The sequence below is a fragment of the Brasilonema sp. UFV-L1 genome, from assembly GCF_012912105.1.
Lineage (GTDB): Bacteria > Cyanobacteriota > Cyanobacteriia > Cyanobacteriales > Nostocaceae > Brasilonema.
In genome coordinates, this window is sequence record NZ_QMEA01000004.1 from 109,728 (window position 1) to 127,821 (window position 18,094).

The 18,094-nt window shown below is 42.2% G+C and carries 19 protein-coding genes; 11 read left to right on the forward strand and 8 right to left on the reverse strand.

Annotated elements, in window-relative coordinates; genetic code table 11:
• The first annotated feature begins 122 nt into the window (after positions 1–122).
• Positions 123–545 (forward strand): universal stress protein, encoded by a 423-nt coding sequence (locus tag DP117_RS02475; protein ID WP_169216752.1) that lies wholly within the window; start codon positions 123–125, stop codon positions 543–545.
• A gap of 88 nt (positions 546–633) precedes the next feature.
• On the forward strand, positions 634–1,050 hold the full coding sequence (locus DP117_RS02480) for a GNAT family N-acetyltransferase (RefSeq protein ID WP_169216753.1): 417 nt from the start codon (positions 634–636) through the stop codon (positions 1,048–1,050).
• A 29-nt stretch (positions 1,051–1,079) separates the two neighbouring features.
• Here the strand turns inward: DP117_RS02480 and DP117_RS02485 are convergent, their stop codons facing one another.
• The gene (locus DP117_RS02485) at positions 1,080–1,553 is read right to left on the reverse strand and encodes a cobalamin biosynthesis protein (protein ID WP_169216754.1); all 474 of its coding nucleotides are present in this window, start codon (positions 1,551–1,553) and stop codon (positions 1,080–1,082) included.
• Positions 1,525–3,207 (reverse strand): hypothetical protein, encoded by a 1,683-nt coding sequence (locus DP117_RS02490; RefSeq protein ID WP_169216755.1) that lies wholly within the window; start codon positions 3,205–3,207, stop codon positions 1,525–1,527. Before DP117_RS02490 ends, DP117_RS02485 begins: the two co-directional genes overlap by 29 nt.
• 599 nt (positions 3,208–3,806) lie before the next feature.
• Between DP117_RS02490 and hpxO the strand changes: the two genes are divergently transcribed.
• The 4 genes from hpxO to DP117_RS02510 all read left to right on the forward strand — a co-directional run bounded on the left by hpxO (position 3,807) and on the right by DP117_RS02510 (position 7,193).
• Positions 3,807–4,964 carry an FAD-dependent urate hydroxylase HpxO gene (gene hpxO / locus DP117_RS02495; RefSeq protein WP_169216756.1) on the forward strand — a complete coding sequence of 386 codons (1,158 nt, stop codon included), beginning with the start codon at positions 3,807–3,809 and terminating at the stop codon, positions 4,962–4,964.
• A 10-nt stretch (positions 4,965–4,974) separates the two neighbouring features.
• A complete protein-coding gene (gene uraH, locus DP117_RS02500; protein ID WP_169216757.1) occupies positions 4,975–5,331 on the forward strand; it encodes a hydroxyisourate hydrolase in 357 nt (118 codons plus the stop codon).
• Between the two features lie 89 nt (positions 5,332–5,420).
• Positions 5,421–5,918 carry a 2-oxo-4-hydroxy-4-carboxy-5-ureidoimidazoline decarboxylase gene (uraD, locus tag DP117_RS02505; RefSeq protein ID WP_169216758.1) on the forward strand — a complete coding sequence of 166 codons (498 nt, stop codon included), beginning with the start codon at positions 5,421–5,423 and terminating at the stop codon, positions 5,916–5,918.
• 258 nt (positions 5,919–6,176) lie between these two features.
• The gene (locus DP117_RS02510; RefSeq protein WP_169216759.1) at positions 6,177–7,193 is read left to right on the forward strand and encodes an aromatic ring-hydroxylating dioxygenase subunit alpha; all 1,017 of its coding nucleotides are present in this window, start codon (positions 6,177–6,179) and stop codon (positions 7,191–7,193) included.
• Positions 7,194–7,304: 111 nt separating this feature from the next.
• On the opposite strand, the gene DP117_RS35280 is transcribed toward DP117_RS02510, so the two are convergent.
• Both DP117_RS35280 and DP117_RS02520 read right to left on the reverse strand, forming a co-directional pair.
• A complete protein-coding gene (locus tag DP117_RS35280; protein WP_211175870.1) occupies positions 7,305–7,508 on the reverse strand; it encodes a hypothetical protein in 204 nt (67 codons plus the stop codon).
• A gap of 236 nt (positions 7,509–7,744) precedes the next feature.
• Positions 7,745–9,028 carry an ankyrin repeat domain-containing protein gene (locus DP117_RS02520; RefSeq protein ID WP_169216760.1) on the reverse strand — a complete coding sequence of 428 codons (1,284 nt, stop codon included), beginning with the start codon at positions 9,026–9,028 and terminating at the stop codon, positions 7,745–7,747.
• A 218-nt stretch (positions 9,029–9,246) separates the two neighbouring features.
• Here DP117_RS02520 and DP117_RS02525 point away from each other — a divergent pair, with 218 nt between their 5' ends.
• Positions 9,247–9,717 carry a DUF4079 domain-containing protein gene (locus DP117_RS02525; protein WP_169216761.1) on the forward strand — a complete coding sequence of 157 codons (471 nt, stop codon included), beginning with the start codon at positions 9,247–9,249 and terminating at the stop codon, positions 9,715–9,717.
• A 145-nt stretch (positions 9,718–9,862) separates the two neighbouring features.
• Here the strand turns inward: DP117_RS02525 and DP117_RS02530 are convergent, their stop codons facing one another.
• Positions 9,863–10,519 (reverse strand): DUF1997 domain-containing protein, encoded by a 657-nt coding sequence (locus DP117_RS02530; protein ID WP_169216762.1) that lies wholly within the window; start codon positions 10,517–10,519, stop codon positions 9,863–9,865.
• 190 nt (positions 10,520–10,709) lie between these two features.
• On the opposite strand from DP117_RS02530, the gene DP117_RS02535 reads away from it, so the two are divergent.
• Both DP117_RS02535 and DP117_RS02540 read left to right on the forward strand, forming a co-directional pair.
• Positions 10,710–11,369 (forward strand): SDR family oxidoreductase, encoded by a 660-nt coding sequence (locus tag DP117_RS02535; protein ID WP_169216763.1) that lies wholly within the window; start codon positions 10,710–10,712, stop codon positions 11,367–11,369.
• Between the two features lie 202 nt (positions 11,370–11,571).
• Positions 11,572–12,219 carry a glycoside hydrolase family protein gene (locus tag DP117_RS02540; protein ID WP_339381265.1) on the forward strand — a complete coding sequence of 216 codons (648 nt, stop codon included), beginning with the start codon at positions 11,572–11,574 and terminating at the stop codon, positions 12,217–12,219.
• Positions 12,220–12,268: 49 nt separating this feature from the next.
• Here the strand turns inward: DP117_RS02540 and DP117_RS02545 are convergent, their stop codons facing one another.
• Together DP117_RS02545 and menH are read right to left on the reverse strand one after the other, a co-directional pair.
• Complete coding sequence (locus DP117_RS02545) at positions 12,269–13,321, reverse strand: 3-deoxy-7-phosphoheptulonate synthase (protein WP_169216764.1); 1,053 nt, start codon at positions 13,319–13,321, stop codon at positions 12,269–12,271.
• 160 nt (positions 13,322–13,481) lie between these two features.
• Complete coding sequence (gene menH, locus DP117_RS02550; RefSeq protein ID WP_169216765.1) at positions 13,482–14,303, reverse strand: 2-succinyl-6-hydroxy-2,4-cyclohexadiene-1-carboxylate synthase; 822 nt, start codon at positions 14,301–14,303, stop codon at positions 13,482–13,484.
• An 894-nt stretch (positions 14,304–15,197) separates the two neighbouring features.
• Between menH and DP117_RS02555 the strand changes: the two genes are divergently transcribed.
• The gene (locus DP117_RS02555; RefSeq protein ID WP_169216766.1) at positions 15,198–16,820 is read left to right on the forward strand and encodes a hypothetical protein; all 1,623 of its coding nucleotides are present in this window, start codon (positions 15,198–15,200) and stop codon (positions 16,818–16,820) included.
• Between the two features lie 197 nt (positions 16,821–17,017).
• Positions 17,018–17,455, forward strand: coding sequence for a transposase family protein (locus tag DP117_RS35285; protein WP_211175871.1), 438 nt, complete (start codon positions 17,018–17,020; stop codon positions 17,453–17,455).
• Positions 17,456–17,570: 115 nt separating this feature from the next.
• On the opposite strand, the gene DP117_RS02565 is transcribed toward DP117_RS35285, so the two are convergent.
• The gene (locus DP117_RS02565) at positions 17,571–17,972 is read right to left on the reverse strand and encodes a metal-sensing transcriptional repressor (protein WP_169216768.1); all 402 of its coding nucleotides are present in this window, start codon (positions 17,970–17,972) and stop codon (positions 17,571–17,573) included.
• Positions 17,973–18,094 lie beyond the last annotated feature (122 nt).

Here is an 18,094-nt window from a genome sequence, read left to right on the forward strand (position 1 = left end):
TACAAATGAAAATTTAAGGCTATACAAAATTATGTCCAAAAATTGGATATAGTTAGTGTAGCCATGAATTCTTCTTCACCCGTTACTTATGTAAAAGGTCTACTCTTGTGGAGACGACATCGGTGCTAAAGACTATTTTGGTTGCTTTGGATGATTCAGAACTTGCAGACAGAGTCATTCAGACTTTACAAGAATTGGTACTGTCAAAAGATAGCAAAGTCATTCTCTGCCATGTATTTGCTCCATCAGAGTCAGAGATGGAATTACCCGCCGACCGTCCTCACCCAGAGTCACCAACGTCTTCTTATTTTCATATTGAAAAACAGCTTCAATCTTACCAGACACTATTACCAGTTGAAAGTCATTTAGAATTTGTCACTGGTGATCCAGCAGAAGAGATTATTCGCCTTGCAAATATTTACAAAGCTGATTTAATTATTATTGGCAGTCGCGGGTTAACTGGTCTCAAACGAATTGTCCAAGGTTCTGTTAGTTCTCAAGTGGTAGAAGAGGCAAATTGCTCAGTTTTGGTAGTCAAGCCGTGATGAGAGGTGATTTATCCCACCTTTTTGATCATTTTTAAACCAGACGGCAAACCCAAGTACTCGTACGGTTGACATGGAAATTGTTGAAATGACAATCGAACACTATGATGCTGTGCTTGAGTTGATGAGGCAAACTCCTGGTGTAACCGTTCGTGCAGCCGATTCTAAACAAGCAACTGCTCGTTATCTAGGACGTAATCCAGGGTTAAGTTTTATAACTCTTGATCAACATGAAGTCATTGCGTGTGCTATGTGCGGGCATGACGGTAGACGTGGTTACTTACAGCATGTCATTGTCCTGCCCAGTTATCGCAAGCGTGGAATTGCTTCTCAACTTGTTGAACGCTGTTTGTCAAAACTTGAGTCGATTGGTATTTTCAAGACTCATATTGATGTGTTTGTTGATAATGACCTTGCTAATCAATACTGGGTTAAACATGGGTGGGTCAAGCGTAATGACATCAATCGTTATTCCTTCAACCGGAGTCCAGATGTAAATGCCTAGCTTGCCATGCTTTAGTGATTGAGCAGTGATTAAGCAAATTGCATTTTAACAGCAACAGCGATCGTTACCGCTCCCGGTTGTCCCTCCAAGCAGAAAATTTGTTTAGGAACGACTAACCTTACCCCTAATCCTAAGGTCATTTCATTTTGGAAAGACTCAACAAAGGTAAAGTCAGAAGCTGCACACAAAGCAGCCGCCTCCGCCACGCTACAAGTTCCCACTTGTTTTCCAACCACTTGAGATGGGTTAGGGACAGAGATTTTGCTTAGAAGATCACAAGGAAAAGTTTTTAATGACAAGTTATACTGATGACAAAGTTCCACTAAACCATTTTCTTGAGATTTACTATCAATTGTGGCAAAACCTGCGATCGCACTTTCTGCCAGTTGATTTTCTCTAAAAACTTGCCCAATAGCCTTTTCCATCAACTGTCTTGAAGTTCCCTTAGTGCATCCAATCCCCACCCACAAAACCTTATGGTTGCTTGCTACTTCGTTGATCATTTCCCTGATTTGATGGCTGGTTAGTTACAGGAGTAGTACCTCCATCAGATGGCAAAGAACTTGAACCACTTCCCCTAATAACTCCCCGATAAATAGTTGATCCTACAGTTTTGAGGCTAAAACCCCAACCTTTGGGTAAATTGTTATCACCATCATTTTGTCCAAAATCAACGTAAATGCGTGGTGGGACAAAATAAGTAACTCCATTACCTCCCAATTCATCTGCTTTTGCCATTATTTGATCAACACTTAAGTCAAATTCTTCATAACTGTTGAACCTGCGTTGTAGTTGTTTTTGTACAAAAGCAATGAACTCGCGAACGGCTTTCACTTTTGGATCATTTGGCGCAGGAGAAACAGAGAAAAACTCTACAGGAAGTCTAGAGATAACACCTTCTCGCTGAGGAGGTTGTGCAACGCTTGGAGGTTTGATAAGACCTAATTGCCTGAGAATCAAAGGTTCTAGGTATCCAAACATTTGGGCTTGCGCTTTGGCAATTTTAGTATTATTGACATCCTGTTGACGCTTCAGTAGCGTACGGAAGGCACGGCGCAAGACTTGAGAAAGTGTGAAAGGAGGGAAGGGAATGCTGTTAGGTGCAGGTGGTTGTCCATTCCTTGTCATCAGAACGTCGAGAGGTGGCAAGTCCTCAGGTACGACTGGCATTTGGATGTTAAAGTCTTTAAATTGGGGGTTAGCGCTAGTTTTGCTGAGGATGTTTTCTTTTCTGCTGTTTTGTTTATCTCGAATTTTGAGTATTTCTGTTGCTTTTGCTTGATCACCATCCAATAACAAAGTCAACCCTTGCTTGTTAAACGGGTAAACAGGAGTATTCAGACAGATATAGATAAACTCGGCACAATATGTTTTATTTTCTGAATTATTGAGGAAATCAATTGCCTTTTGTGAACCGAGGCTAGCGAGGGCGCAGTTTTGCAAAAATTCTTTGAGAGTTGGGCGATCGCACACGCGAGTTGGATCGCTTCCATTAAAATCATTTTCTGAGAATTTGACAAACGGATTCATTAAAGCCATCCAACAGATCATAGTGTCGGTATAACCACGTGCCTGTTGTGGCGTCACAAACTCCGGAAACACTAACCGCTGGGCTACTGCCATATATCCATTGTGTCCATATAGCCCGTCATGATAGCTGTCTGGTTCATTGAAGCTACCAAACGCTTTCACTCTACCATTCCATAATGCAGGTACAATCGCACCAGAATGATGTCCTTCATTTTTGATAAAAATTTCTACTAAGTCAGACAACTCATCACTCTTTGGTGGATTGCGGAGGTCAATAGCCTTCCCGTATCGGTCTTTATTGTATTGATAAGTACAGATTAGTAAACCGTATTTATTAAGAAACCGTACAATATCTTCATGTCCAGAAACAGTCTTTCCATTCGGGTCTGTGATTTTCTGTTCGTCCGCGATACCGATAAACCCTGGAACCTTTATTGTTTCCACATCAAGAGTCGTCTGATTATCTATGATGACTTGCTTGTGGAATAACCGCCTCATGTCCTTGACTGGTTTGCCTTGCTTATCATCTGGACTTTTCAATTGATTAAAACTAGCCAAATCTACATTTTCGGCAGACCATAAAGGCAGACTATCATCTGTTTGCTGTAAATTGTTGTTTTCACTCATATGCTGTATTTTGAATCATAGTTAATCAGGTGATACCTGTATAGCACAAGCAGATCAGGTACCAAGATTAACTACATCTATAATGGTTCTAATTCGGATAAAATACAAGTTCATCTGCTTCAAAAGCGTTATATATAAAGACTTATTAACTTGCTTTGTTCCTACCCTGAGGATTACGGACGACCTATCAGCTACTGGACTTGTCGAGATTCAAGGGATAAGGCAACTGAGAGGATCGTAACGTGAAAACCCTGATTATTGACAACTATCTAATTCAGCACAGACAAACAGCAACAGCAGAAGTTTGGTTTGAATGGATCAGACAACAGATTGACCAGCTTCCTCCCTGTCGCCAATTGTTCCTGAGAAAAAACAGACCCTTGTTATCTTCCGATTAAGCCGATCTCAACATCCAATAACAGAGTTAATCCTTGCTTGTTAAACGGGTAAATAGGAGTATTCAGACAGATATAAATAAACTCGGCACAATAGGTTCTATTTTGTGAATTATTAAGGAAAGCAATTGCCTGTTTGGAACCGAGGCTAGCGAGGGCGCAGTAAAAACAAGGAATTAGGTTTAATGATGGGTGTAGCCAAAAATGGATAACTTGAAGGTCGTAATTATTGGAGCCGGGATGGGGGGCTTGGCGACTGGCATTGCCTTGCGTCAGGTAGGATACTCTGTTGAGATATACGACAAAGTCAGCGAACTGCGCCCAGCCGGGGCGGGTATCTCAGTTTGGTCAAACGGTGTTAAAGTCCTCAACCGTCTGGGTTTGGGCAAAGAGATTGCCCGCATTGGCGGAGTAATAGATCGCACGGTGTATTACAGCCACACGGGTGAAAAACTCACCGATTTCAGTTTGCAGCCCTTGATTGATCGCGTCGGACAACGACCATATCCTGTGGCACGAACCGATTTGCAGAAAATGTTGCTTGATGCCAATGCTATTGAAAACGTCCAACTCAACTCGACCTGTGTTGCTATTGAGCAAGATGCCCACAGCGTTACTGCCATTTTTGCAAATGGACGCAAAGCTACAGGAGATGTGCTAGTTGCGGCAGACGGAGCGCACTCGATCATTCGTAACTATGTTCTGGGTTATGATCTCAAGCGGCGCTATGTGGGTTATGTTAATTGGAATGGTTTGATTAGCGCAAGTGAAAATCTGGCTCCCAAGAATAGCTGGGTGATTTATGTGGGTGAACACAAACGCGCTTCAATGATGCCTGTCGGTGGCGATCGCTTCTACTTCTTCTTTGACGTGCCGTTGCCCAAAGGTACTGTTAGCACCGACTATCGGTCAGAATTGACTAGCTTCTTCACAGGTTGGGCAGATCCTGTGCAAACACTGATTCGGTGCTTGGATCCGCTCAAAACCAATCGGCTAGAAATTCACGACATCGAACCCTTACAAACCCTAGTACGCAATCGAGTTGCTCTGCTTGGCGATGCCGGACATAGCACTGCTCCCGACTTGGGACAGGGCGGTTGTCAGGCAATGGAAGACGCCCTAGTACTGGCTACGTATTTGCAAACCACCAACATCAGCGTCGAAGACGCCCTTAAGCGCTACGAAGCTGCACGTAAAGAGCGCGTTGCCGACATAGTTTTGAAAGCACGAAAGCGAGCCGATATGATCCACGGAAAAGATCCACAAAAGACCCAGCAGTGGTATGAGGAACTCAAACATGAAGATGGTACGGACATTATTAATGCCATCTCGAATACAATTCTAGCAGGGCCACTGCACTGAAGGATGAAGGATGGGAAAACTGACGACTCACGTCTTAGATACCGCTCACGGGTGTCCAGCCGCGAAGATGTCCCTAGAATTGTGGTCGGTGGATGTTCAATCTGGGCAAAAAAACTTGCTCAAAACCACCGTGACGAATGCAGATGGGCGTACAGATAGCCCGTTGCTGGCAGATGGCGAGCTAACAGTTGGGGTGTATGAGTTGGTTTTCAAGGTGGGCGAGTACTTTGCTCATACAGATACTCTACCCGATCCGCCGTTTCTCGATCGCATCCCGATACAATTTGGCATTGCTGACCTTTCTGCTCATTATCATGTGCCTTTGCTTACCTCGCCTTGGTCTTACAGTACTTACCGGGGAAGCTAACTTGATTTTGGATTGGCGATTTTGCGAAAAGTTTGAGCGGAGGTTTCCTCCGATCAAAGCTTTTCAAGACGGATTTTGGATTGGTAGAAATGTCTTATTCGCTGTCTGAACTTAATCAAATTAACCAAGATGAATTTGTCGCCGCATTGGGTACGGTGTTTGAAGATACACCTGCCATTGCTCAAAAAGCCTGGGACAAGAGACCATTCGCTGATGTGGTAGCACTGCACCATTCTATGGTCGAGGTAGTAAAAACACTTACTAAAGATGAACAATTAGCACTAATTCGTGCGCATCCTGACTTGGGCAGTAAAGCGAAAATGGCAGAGGCATCTGTTCAAGAACAGGCTGGGGTGGGTTTGGATAGGTTAACAAACCTAGAGTATAACCGCTTTGTGTCGCTGAACCAGGCATACAAACATAAATTCGGCTTTCCCTTCATCATTGCGGTGAAGAACCATACAAAAACCAGCATTCTCGATGCCTTTGAACATCGCTTGGAAAATACAGTTGAAGCAGAAATGGAACAGGCTTTAACTGAAATTGCTCAAATTGCTTGGTTTCGTCTTCATGCGATAGTCACTTAATCCCACCAGTAAATCACCACTGGAGGCGGGTTATCACTACCACCATAGCCGATAAACACAGACAGAGATCGTGATCACCTGCATTGACTATGAAGGTTTGCTGAATTGCAGGACCTTTAGATCGCATCTTTTGAGACTAAGTATTTATTGAAAGCTGCTACATGATAAGATGAGGCAAGAAATTACTTAGCCTTCAGGCGCAGCCAAGGCTGGGTAGTTCACCAAACTCTGTTAATTACATGTTTGAAAAGTTAGAATATGCTGGCGACAAAACAGCCTGTTCTCAAGCGATTTTGGTATCCTGTCGTCCCAATAGAACATTTAACATCTGGTCCTCAAGCATTTGAGTTGCTTGGACAAAAAATTGTTCTGTGGTTAACAACAAATGGTCAGCCCGCTGCTGTTGCTGACCGTTGCTGCCATCGTACAGCTCAGCTCTCCAAAGGGCAAGTGATTCAAGGTAATATCCGCTGTCCTTATCACGGTTGGTCATTTAACGCTAGTGGCAATTGCGTACAAGTACCTCAGTTGCAACAAGGCGAACCTATTTCCTCTAACTATAAGGTTCCATCCTACCACTGCACCGAACGCTACGGTTATGCATGGGTTTCTCTGGATGATCCCCTAACGCAAATTCCTGAAATTCCAGAAGCATCTGACCCACGGTTTCGCTACATTCAACAATTTTACGAACGCTGGGAGTGCAGTGGCTTGAGGTTGATGGAAAATGAGTTTGATAACGCTCACTTCAGCTTTGTGCATCAAGGTACATTTGGAAACATTCAACAACCAGAGCCAGCTAATGTGGATATAGTGGAACTTGACTATAGCATCCACATGAAAACCGCTTATTCCGTTATCAATCCATCACTACAGCAAAAGAATTTGAAAATCAGCTCATCAACCACTCTTCGCACCAATGACCTGATCTGGTTTGTGCCATTTAGCCGAATGCTTTACATTCGCTACCCCAATGAGCTAGTACATGGGATTTTTACTGCAGCCACTCCCATCAATGATAGCGCCTCGCAAATTGTCCAGTTCTGCTTTCGCAATGACACCGAAGCCGACACAAGAGCCAGTGATGTGATCGCGTTTGACCGTGCTGTGACTCTAGAGGACAAAGCCGTGCTAGAAACAACTGATTACGATGTCCCTTTAGTCTTGAGTAAAGAACAGCACATGAGTTCTGATAAACCAGGGTTAATGATGCGGCACAAACTAGCTACTTTGCTTAAACAACACGGCGAAATAGAACACTGCCAGAGTATTTAGAAGTCCTTGATATTCGATGTTGCGTCTGTCGGGCCAAATAAATGTATATCAGCTTACCTCGTTGTTTCTGCGTTAAATATTGAAGTGCTTATGCGACGCTATCCACGAGATTTAGTGGGTTACGGACGCCACACACCCAATCCAAAATGGCATCAAGATGCCCGTATTGCCGTGCAGTTTGTGATCAAGTCCTACCATTAGCAGGGCTTGCCGATCGCCGCGTCCAACGGCTTGGGCTGTTACCCCAGTGGTTCCCATCCGAAGAAAATTTAGGAGTCGATAAATATAAGTGGTCAAAACTGTTGCTGTCGCCACACCAGCTAAGTGATGAATCTCTGTTAAATGACCTAAGAACGGCTATTGCTAGCGCCTTTGTAATCCCCCACCCGGTACTCAGGGTTAGCGGCAGTAGAATGTAAACTATTATACTTTTTTGACTGGCATCCGTGGAATTTTGGAAAAACGTCCAACATTTTTGAAATTTTTATTTGGCATGTGAAACTTGCTCAACTTGGACAACTATCAACAAGTTTGATTAAGAAAAATAGAGCTTATTCCCGTGCGCCTGCTGCTAAAAGGCTTTGCACCACGCTAGGATACTCATTAAATTCTGCAAGCATTAAAGCTGTGTAACCACCTTGGTTTTTAACATTCACATCTGCCCCAGCTTTCAGCAACAAATCCACCACCTCACCATAACCTCGCGAAGCCGCCCACATTAATGCTGTTGCCCCTGCTGAGTCTTGTAAATTCACATCTGCTCCTTTTGCGACAAGCTGCTGTATCACGCCTATATGGTTGCGTTCTGCTGCCTTAATTAAAGCGGTTTTCCCATCATCTCCTTGAGTATTGACATCAGCGCCATAATATAGTATAAAATTCACAGTTTCAGTGTGTCCTTGGATTGCTGCGAGCGTCAACGGTTGCTCACCCAAGTTTTTGTCTTTCACGTTTGCTCCGTGACGCAGTAATGCTTGAGCAATTTGGCTATGTCCTTGCAAAGCTGCCAGAAGTAGCGGTGTATCTCCTAAATGGTTCTTAATTTGTACATTTGCTCCATGAGCAAGTAAGACTTCTACCACATCGGTATAACCTTCAACAACAGCAAGGTGCAGGGCTGTTTCCCCATCTTTATCTTGAAGATTGACATTAGCACCACGAGCGAGTAGCGCCTGGGCGATCGCCTGATGTCCAGCTGCTACTGCTGCTGATAAAGCCGTACCACCATCTCGGTTTCGCACCTGAACATCAGCCCCAGCTTCTAGCAGTGCTTGCACAACATCCAAATGTCCCAAGTCAGCCGCGACCATTAATGCGGTTTCTCCCTCTTCATCTTGGTCATTGACATTTGCACCATTTTGTAGTAGAGCTTGTACAACTGCAGTATGTCCAGCACGTACTGCTAATTGAAAAGCCGTGTCCTCATCTTTATCTTGAATATCGACTTTGGCACCAGCAGCAAGTAAGATGCGTGCCACATCAGTGTGTCCTTTCAGGGCGGCTATCATTAAGGCAGTGCTACCGTCTTCATTCGTCGCATTGACATCAGCACCTCTAGAAACTAAAAGCTTTACAATGTCAAGCTGCTTAGCACTCGCTGCTAACATCAAAGCCGTCAAGCCATAGCGTTTTCTTTTCAAGTTGAGAGTAGCACCCGCATCCAGAAGCGATCGCGCAATTTCGGTGTAGCCGAAATGAGCAGCAAACATTAAGGGCGTAGTGCCATCGCGATCGCCCGTATCTACCGTAGCACCATCATTAAGCACTGCCTGCACCTGCTTAAGATCACCATTTTTCACAGCCGACAGCAGCAAGACATCGTTATTCTTAGTCATTAGTCAACAGTCACTAGAGTCAACAGTCAAAAATTATTCTCCCCATCGGCCCTAATCCCCAGGGAGTGGGGGCCGGTGAGTTCCCTATCTCCCCATCATCCCATTACCCCATCTCCCTCATCTTCTCATCATCCCATCTCCTCATTTCCAATAAGATTTATATTACCAATAAGAGTTATGCTAATTTTTATGAAGATTAAAGAGTAGGGGCAATCACGATGAATTTGGAACTTTCACCATCAGTTAAGTTTGGGTTAAACTTTTTTCACCCAATCATCATGTGGGTGCTATTAGCACTTTCCTTATATGCGGCGTATCTGGGATTACAAGTCCAGCGGACAAGAAATGCTCAAGGTGAAGAAAAGAAAGAATTAATTAAAGGTAAATACAACGTTAAACACCATCAAATCGGCTCTATACTTTTGGCTTTGATGGTGACAGGGGCTATTGGTGGTATAGCTGTGACTTACATCAATAATGGTAAGTTGTTTGTTGGACCTCACCTAGTAGCAGGACTTGGTATGACAAGTCTGATTGCTTTCTCGGCTTCTCTGTCTCCTTTTATGCAAAAAGGCGCAAATTGGGCGCGTTTGACCCATATTGTTTTAAATTTTACGATTTTAGGTCTTTTTATCTTGCAAGCTATCAGTGGGGTGGAAATTGTCCAAAAAATTATCACTCAAGCGTAGTCATTAGTCATTAGAGTCATTAGTCATTGGTAATTGGTAAAAAACAAATGGCTAATGACCGTTTCTAACCCTCATTCACGCTCAAACTTCAAGGTATGCCCTGAGGGTATACCTTGAAGTTTTAATTCCCCAAAAAGGGGATGAGTTAATGCTTTTTCTTGGAATGAGGAGAAAACGAAATGCCCAAAGAGTTGTGAAAATCTTCCTGCACCTTGCGGGTTAAGCGGCGGGAAACTTGGCGGACAACTTGGTTAAGTAAACCTTCGCCTGTAGATAGAACCAAAGACTTAGGTATTCGTTGAATAAACTTGGGAAAGTGAATATGAACAGTCAGATCCAAATCCCACTTCACCTGTGTCATTTGACGTAAGCTGGCAGAAGAATTGTTTGCGACATTTTCTTCTAACCGTAGCGCAGCGCGATAATCCACATGATAACCAGGAGCATGGTAGTTAGGAATCGGGATCGTGCAGATCCGATAAACTCCTTCCTCTGGTGGTAATAGTTCCAAACCAATTTTTGGTTCGACTTCGTAACCAAAAGAGCCAAAGCGACCAATGACTAAAGCATAGCCATTTTTTCCCAACGGTTCAACCTTCATGGGATCAGCACAGCGAGAAAACCATGAAGCGTGATTGTTAAGGTATTCAGCAACAGTTCCAGCTGTGGCATACATTTCCATATGGTCACTATAATGACCGTAAAAGCGTGTTGGTGTTCCTATTGCTTCTTGGGTCGATGTCACAGATAAGATTGCTTCAGTAGTGTCAAAGCATTGATAATCCGGCTTGTTTGAAAGCATAAAAGCGTTCTGCAATAGTGAGAGCGTTTGTTTAAATTAATAATTTCTGTGGTAAGTAAAAAATTTCATACCAAATCTCCATTTTGGCCGATTCTGAATCATCTGTCATGTGGTTAATTTAAATATCTTGTAAAGTCTTTAAAATAGAAAACTGAAAAACAGATACTAGTTTTCCAGGATAGCGTTTCTCATGAAAGCATTAGTAGCAGGGGCAACAGGTGAAACAGGTCGTCGGATAGTGCAAGAACTCATAGCGCGGAATATTCCCGTTCGTGCTTTAGTCAGGGATGTACAGAAAGCAAGGAGTATTCTAGGTGCTGATGCCGAATTGGTCATTGGGGATGTGTTCAAGCCAGAAACCTTGTCTGCTGCTTTGGAAGATTGTACCGTACTGTTATGTGCCACTGGCGCGAAACCAAGCTTTGATCCAACTGGACCTTATAAGGTGGATTATGAAGGAACGAAAAATTTAGTAGATGCAGCAAAGGCTAAAGGAATTGAGCATTTTGTCTTGGTTTCTTCTTTGGCGGCTTCCCAGTTTTTTCACCCCTTGAACTTGTTCTGGCTAATTTTGTATTGGAAAAAGCAAGCTGAAGAGTACATCCAGAAAAGCGGTTTGAACTATACAATTGTCCGACCTGGTGGCTTAAAAAATGAAGATAACTCTAACAAAATTGTGATGCAAAGTGCTGATACATTGTTCGAGGGTAGCATTCCCCGACAAAAAGTTGCTCAGGTTTGTGTGGAAGCACTATTTGAACCAGCCGCCAAAAATAAAATTGTGGAGATTGTTGCTAAGGAAAACGCTCCCACAAAAAGCTTTGGAGAACTTTTTGCGAATGTCGTCTAAGTTTCAGTACTGAGTCTTAAACTATGAGTAAAAAGTATTTTCACTCATAGCTTAAGACTTAAGACTCAGGAATTCTTTGGTGAATTTTCCTGAATAAGTGCGTTGGAAACTGTTGTTATATTTGGATAGGCATAACAGGTAATTTTTAAGGAGTTGAACTCTGAACAAAGGCTTAGAACGCAAAGGCGGCGTTGAACAACTCATAGGACCAATAGCTGCGCTTCTTGGCTTCGTATGTTTGTTGCAGTGGTATATATTTGGAGATTTGCGATCGCACAATGATCCTACCTTTGGTAACAAACAGCCTCCCTTAGTCATGAAAGGGGGTGATCCCTACATCCGTGCTTTAATGCGCACTATCTCAGCAAGCGAAGCGAGTAGCAACCGTCCTTATTCATTGTTGTATGGTGGACAGCACGTTAGTAACCTTAACCGCCATCCTGAGATATGCGTCACTATTGTTACAGGTCCCAACAAAGGTAATTGTTCTACAGCTGCTGGTAGATATCAAATTATTAACAAAACATGGTATAATATAGCCCCTCGCTATCATCCGAACCCAGGACGATTTATGTTTTGGGTTTCTTATAGTTTTGAAGCAGAGTATCAAGACGTAGTGGTTTATCGTTGGTTAACTGACTCTCAATTTTGGAGAACTGATATATCAGGACAGCTACGTCAAGGAAAGTTACCAGATGTTTTGCGGCGGTTATCTCCTACTTGGACAAGTTTAGGATATGGTATAGAAACAAATTCTGTCAGTCAGTATTTGCCTAGGATTTATCAGAGAATTTTACAAGAGGAATTAAAGGCATCTGGAAAAGCAGTGTCAGAAAAAACTCTCAGGTGATGACTAGTTTTTAAAAACCCTTGGTACAAGTTTTTGCAACACAACTTTTCTATTTTAGGTTTCTGTGAGCAGCCAAAATAATTTCTTCTGTTTCCTCCCAACCAATACACCCATCTGTTACAGAAACACCATATTGTAATTGCTCTTTTTCGCTAGGAATTAGTTGTTGATGACCTTCATACAAATTGGATTCCAACATCATGCCAACTATTGATGTATTACCATCCACTATTTGTTGAATAATATTTTCCAGAACAGAGCCTTGTAATTTATATTGTTTACTTGAATTACCGTGACTACAGTCGATCACAATTCTCGGTGAGAAATTTGCCTTTTTTAATTTTTCTTCCACCAGTTTGACATTCGCTGCATCAAAGTTAGGTTGACCATTCCCGCCTCGCAAAATAACATGACCGTAAGCATTTCCTTTCGTTTTAAAGATGGTTACCTGTCCGCTTTGATTAATTCCTAAAAAGTGGTGAGGTTTTTGCGCTGATTGGAGAGCATTTAAAGCCACATTAATGTTACCATCAGTGCCATTTTTAAAACCCACAGGCATCGAAAGTCCGCTTGCCATTTCCCGATGAGTTTGTGATTCGGTTGTGCGTGCTCCAATTGCAGACCAGGTAATAAGTTCACTAATGTATTGAGGTACTATAGGATCGAGTGCTTCTGTGCCGACGGGTAATCCCAATTCAGCAATTTTTAGCAGTAAGCTACGTGCAATTAATAAACCTTTTTCGATATGGAAAGAATCATCCATGTCAGGGTCATTAATTAATCCTTTCCATCCTACTGTTGTTCTTGGTTTTTCAAAATATACCCTCATGATCAGCAGCAGTTTATCATTGACTCGCTCAGCAAGATTTTTAAGTTTCTCTGAATATTCCATCGCTGCTTTTGTATCGTGGATAGAACATGGACCAACGACTATAAATTTCCTCCTGTCTTGAAAATTTAGAATCTTTTCTATTTCCTGTCTAAATTTCAAAACTGTTTCTTTCGCTAAAACTGTTAAAGGTAATCTTGATTTCAACTCATCTGGAGTTAATAAAGGCTGAAAACTTTCAATGTGAGTATTAAAGATTTTGTTCTCTTCCATGAAATGCACTACCTAGTTTCTGTAAAAATCGACTATTGATTTTACTTGAAAAGTATAACTTAATCATCTAAGATTATTTCATTTTCTCAAATAAAAATTTCTTATTAAACACCATTCTTGTGTGAAACTCAAAGGTGCAAAACATGGGTGAGAAAATATTTCAAATGTTCTGCTTATGTAAAAAATCTTGAAGATTCTCAACAAAACCCTTCAGATTTTCAAAATGAATATTATGCCCAGACTTATGAATGATTTTTAGCTGGCAATATTTACAAATTTTAGTCATCTGTGTATTGACATCTATAAACTTTTCATCATATTCCCCTGCTAATAACAGCAAAGGATTTGTATTCTCTTTCAGCTTTTCCCACAAAGAAGGTTGACATCCAGTCCCCATGTATCGAAGTGATTTCGCTAACTCGATTGGTTTATTTTGTAACCGAAGTTCTATAAGGTACTGAAATTGGGGATGATGTTTTATAGAACCAAAAATTGTTTGACTATACCAATTCCAGAGAAAAGCATAAAAATCATTCCTATCAATGCTTCTTTCTAATTTCCTTGCTATTTGCTCATCACGTTTGATTCTTTCTACTCGTTCCGCTTGTGTTAATAAACCAGGAGAAGCTGATTCTAAAATAACTTTAGGAAAACGTTGAGGAAAAGTTAGCGTTAGGTATAAAGCTAATCTTCCTCCCATTGAATAACCAACCAAAAAGCATTTGTCAATTTTTAAATGCTCCAGCAAGTTGATAATGGCATGAGCAGTATTTGGCATTGTATAATACTCGTCACCACCCAAAACTTTAGTTTCTCCATGTCCAGGAAGGTCAATAACTAAACAGTAAAACTCATTAGATAATAATGAGATTGCTTCATCAAATTCATGAGTGTTACCCATGAAACCGTGTAAAAAGAGTATCAGTAGTTTCTCTGGATTACCACTGAAACAATAGTGAAATTGATAATTATTGAGGATCATATTGCCTATCTGATCACACACATTGCCCTGGTGAATTCTAATCGCGCGCCAATTGCACTGCATTAGTGACAGGTTAAGGTTATGGCGCATTTGTCAATATATCTAATAATTGAAAAATATGCCAAAACCCGTGGTAGACAACATCGTTTTTGGGTTTGCGATTGCGCAGAGGGCAGTGCGTTTTGGGCAATCGTGTAATCTTTGTACTCATCATTCAATTTTTTGCAAAAGCTAGGTACAAAGCTTAGTTTGATACCTGATTTTTCACTCGCTTTTGGGCAGAATTTTTAATTGACAAAAGCAATGTTATCTGTGCAATAACAAATGTTGCACCGACTGTCGGGCATTGCCCGCAAGGGGGCGCTGGCCCTTGCTACACAAACCGCGAAGCGCCGCCTTGCGGAACGCAGTGCAGCGTGGCGGTCAGCTCGCGCCGCGCGGGTTTCAATCATTTTCCCTATCCGTCATCTGGTTATTTGGTTTACATGGGCTTTTTTGATCGCATATAGGACTTACGCACGCTCTCAAAAAGATTGGATTATACATAACGTGCGCCGATCATGAGGGAAGCATTGTCTGTATCTGCAGATCAATTGCACTGCGGCTGCAAAATGTTTCAGCTATCTACAATCTACGTTCCATCTTCCGCAGCGTGCATAAATTGATTTCACTTACACCTATATCAGAAGTAGAAGGAGGGCTTATGTCTAGTATAGTGCTCACCACACAATCAAAATTTTGTCCATGCGTAAGTTCTAGCATATACTTTAGAAATAACCAAAGAAATTGAAGTGTTTTAATTTTTGTAATTTTCAAATAAAAAGTAAAAAAGAAAAAAGATTTTCATTTGATGAATATCTTAGTTTTTTTGCAAATTTCAGCAAGATTTCTTATATGACCCAAGCTATTTCAAAACAAGGTTACTCACCTGTTCCCCCTTTAGTAAAATCAATTCTACCCGTAGTCATTGTCGCAATTACGATCGCTGGTATTGCTGCTGTCTTAAACCGTTTTGAGTATCTACAGCACACGGCTGCGAATGATTACCGTCCTTATCTGGTAAAATACGGTTTATCTGAGCAATTTTACGTTTATTTTTACCTAATTTTTGAATTGCTAATTGCATTAGCGTTCATGATTACTGGGGTGCTCATCGCCTTTCGCAGACAGGCTACTTGGATCTCAGTATTCGCAGCGATCGCGCTCATGATGTTTGGTGCAACAGTCCCTCCTCCTTTACACTCCTTGATAATAAAAGAAGGGACTTTTAGTGTATCACTGCATGTGTTGCGTTCCATCGGCTTATGCTTATTCGTCATCTTTTTTTACATCTTTCCTGATGGACGCTTCATTTCCTCCTGGACTCGTATTCTAAGCATTGTTTTGGTCGTATGGTCATTGATTTGGCCTTTTTACCCGGCTTTAAACCCGTATCGATTACCAGGTGTATTCCCCTTTCTGGTGTTGCTGTTTTGGTTTTCTACAGGAGTCATTGTCCAAATCTACCGTTATTTCCGCGTATCTAATCACACAGAAAAGCAACAAACTCTGTGGATTGTATTTGGCTTGACAGTAGCCTTCATGGGAGACTTAATCACCCATTCACCTTGGTATCTTTTCCGATCAATAGACACCGGACCTGACTTAATTATTTCATTAATCCACCATCCTTTTTTCGCGTTATCGCAGTTGGTTTTACCAATATCTATTTGTGTTTCGATTTTTCGCTTTGGGCTTTGGAACATTAACTTTATCATTAATCGTACGCTATTCTTTGGTCTAGCAACGGCGTTGCTGGCGGGTTTGTGGGAAGTTGCTAAAAGAGTGCTGGGAGGAATCTTTGAGAAGTTCCTAGGTACACACATGGAACCGTTGGCAATGGGTCTGGCTGTTGTAGTAGCTACCCTATTATTCGGGGCTACATTCAAGCATTTAGAACGTTTAGCCGATCGTTACCTCTTTCCTTCAAAAGTTAATTTTTCCAAAGATTTGAGCGAATTTTTACCCGAAGCACTAGCAAGTACGCATGACTCTGGAGAACTATTGCAGATCCTAGTTGAGCGAACAGCTGAAATCGCTCGCATTACTCATGACGCAATCTTTTTGTATAATCCTGACGGAGAGCTTCAACTTGAAGCAACGTACAATTTAAATTCTATTGATCCTGAGTCTGGGAGATTCTCTGAAAACTTAATTGCAAAAATGCAAGATGGCAAAGTCATTACACAAGAAGAAAACGCTACTTTTTCACTACTTGTGCCGTTACTTACAACACAGGGGAAAAAGTTCAAATTGATTGGGATTCTTGGTATTGGACCCCGAACTGATGGGCGTGGTTTCTCCACCGAGGAAATATCTTCATTCAAAGCTTTAGGAATTAAAGCTGGAACAGCTATCTACATAGCTCAATTAAATCAGGAAAATCAAATGCAATTTCAGAAGAAAATAATCTCTCTTGAAGGGCGCATCGAAGCTATGAAGAAACAGCAAGGAAATTCTGATGAAAACCCATTATAAATAATATTAAGTCTGCCTAATGACTTGTAACCCACCCACGCGCATTTAGTAGTGCTCCACAAGAAAATATGTAAAAACTAAGACTAGTAGTGGCAAGCGCTACGCGCCTCTATGCGTGAGCTTGATTCTAAACCGCGTCCCTTGCGCGGGACCCCTTAGGACTTATGCGAGTGCATGTCCACTAGTAGCACAAGCGCGTGTCTTCCCAAGTAGAGCATAGCCGCGTTGGAAACCTTCCTGCAGCAATGGCTCCGCAACGGACTGCCTCACCGCTCTATGGCTCTTGCCACGCCTTACGGCGATCGCAGCGGGCAAGGCAGGGCATAGGTGATCCCCGCTCTTGGGGCAGGGCTGTTTCATTCCCTAAAAGGTGTAAAATGACAAGCGTCCTGGGGATGAAAACAATGAGCGCAAACGGAATTGAACAACTGCGGGAAGTTAAAGATTTTCGGGTCAAAGATGGACAAAGACATCAACTGTGGTTGGTGTTACTGTTTGTCATTATGGGGACAATGAGTGGGTACGTAGGGTATCGTCCATCACATCAGCCCAAAGATTTACCTCTAATGATATTGACAAACTCTTCTCTCTTGTGGAATGAAACAGCCCTGCGCTCTTGGGGAGCCGTGCCGTAGGCATAGGGAGTCCGGGTTTCCCGACTTGTTAGCGCAGGTCTCGGAAAGGAGAGCCGACTGCCATGCGACTTCTAGTCGCCGGGTTGAGTATGAAATAAAACTTTTCAAAAATCATCTAAGGCAAAAACCTATCTAAAGCTGCTTTAAGTTGTTCGAGTTCAACTTCAATATCGCCCTCTTTTGCCGCTCTTGCAATGCACTCTGTTAAATGCTCATCCAAAACAATTCTTGCTACTCGGTCTAGTGCTCCCCGCACTGCAGCAATTTGTAGTAATACATCAGGACAAGGGCTACTTTGCTGTACCATTGTCTTAATACCACGAACGTGCCCTTCTATACGCGAAAGCCGATTGACAATTCGCCGCAGAGATTCTTCGCTATGAACGTGAGAATGAACCGAGTGTTCATGGTTGTGAATATGCTGTGTCTTATTGTTGTCTGTATCGTCAAAGAGTAAATCCTCATCCTGTTCAGATATGGATGAGGATTGCTTTGTTAATCGGTTCGATCCATTCATAGGTTTTTAAAAAGGTGCTTGCTGCCAGTAAATAAGATCCTAGCCTAGAGGAAAGAGGAGGGGGTAGGGGCAGTGGGGAACTCACCGGCCCCCACTCCCTGGGGATTAGGGGCAGTGGGGGC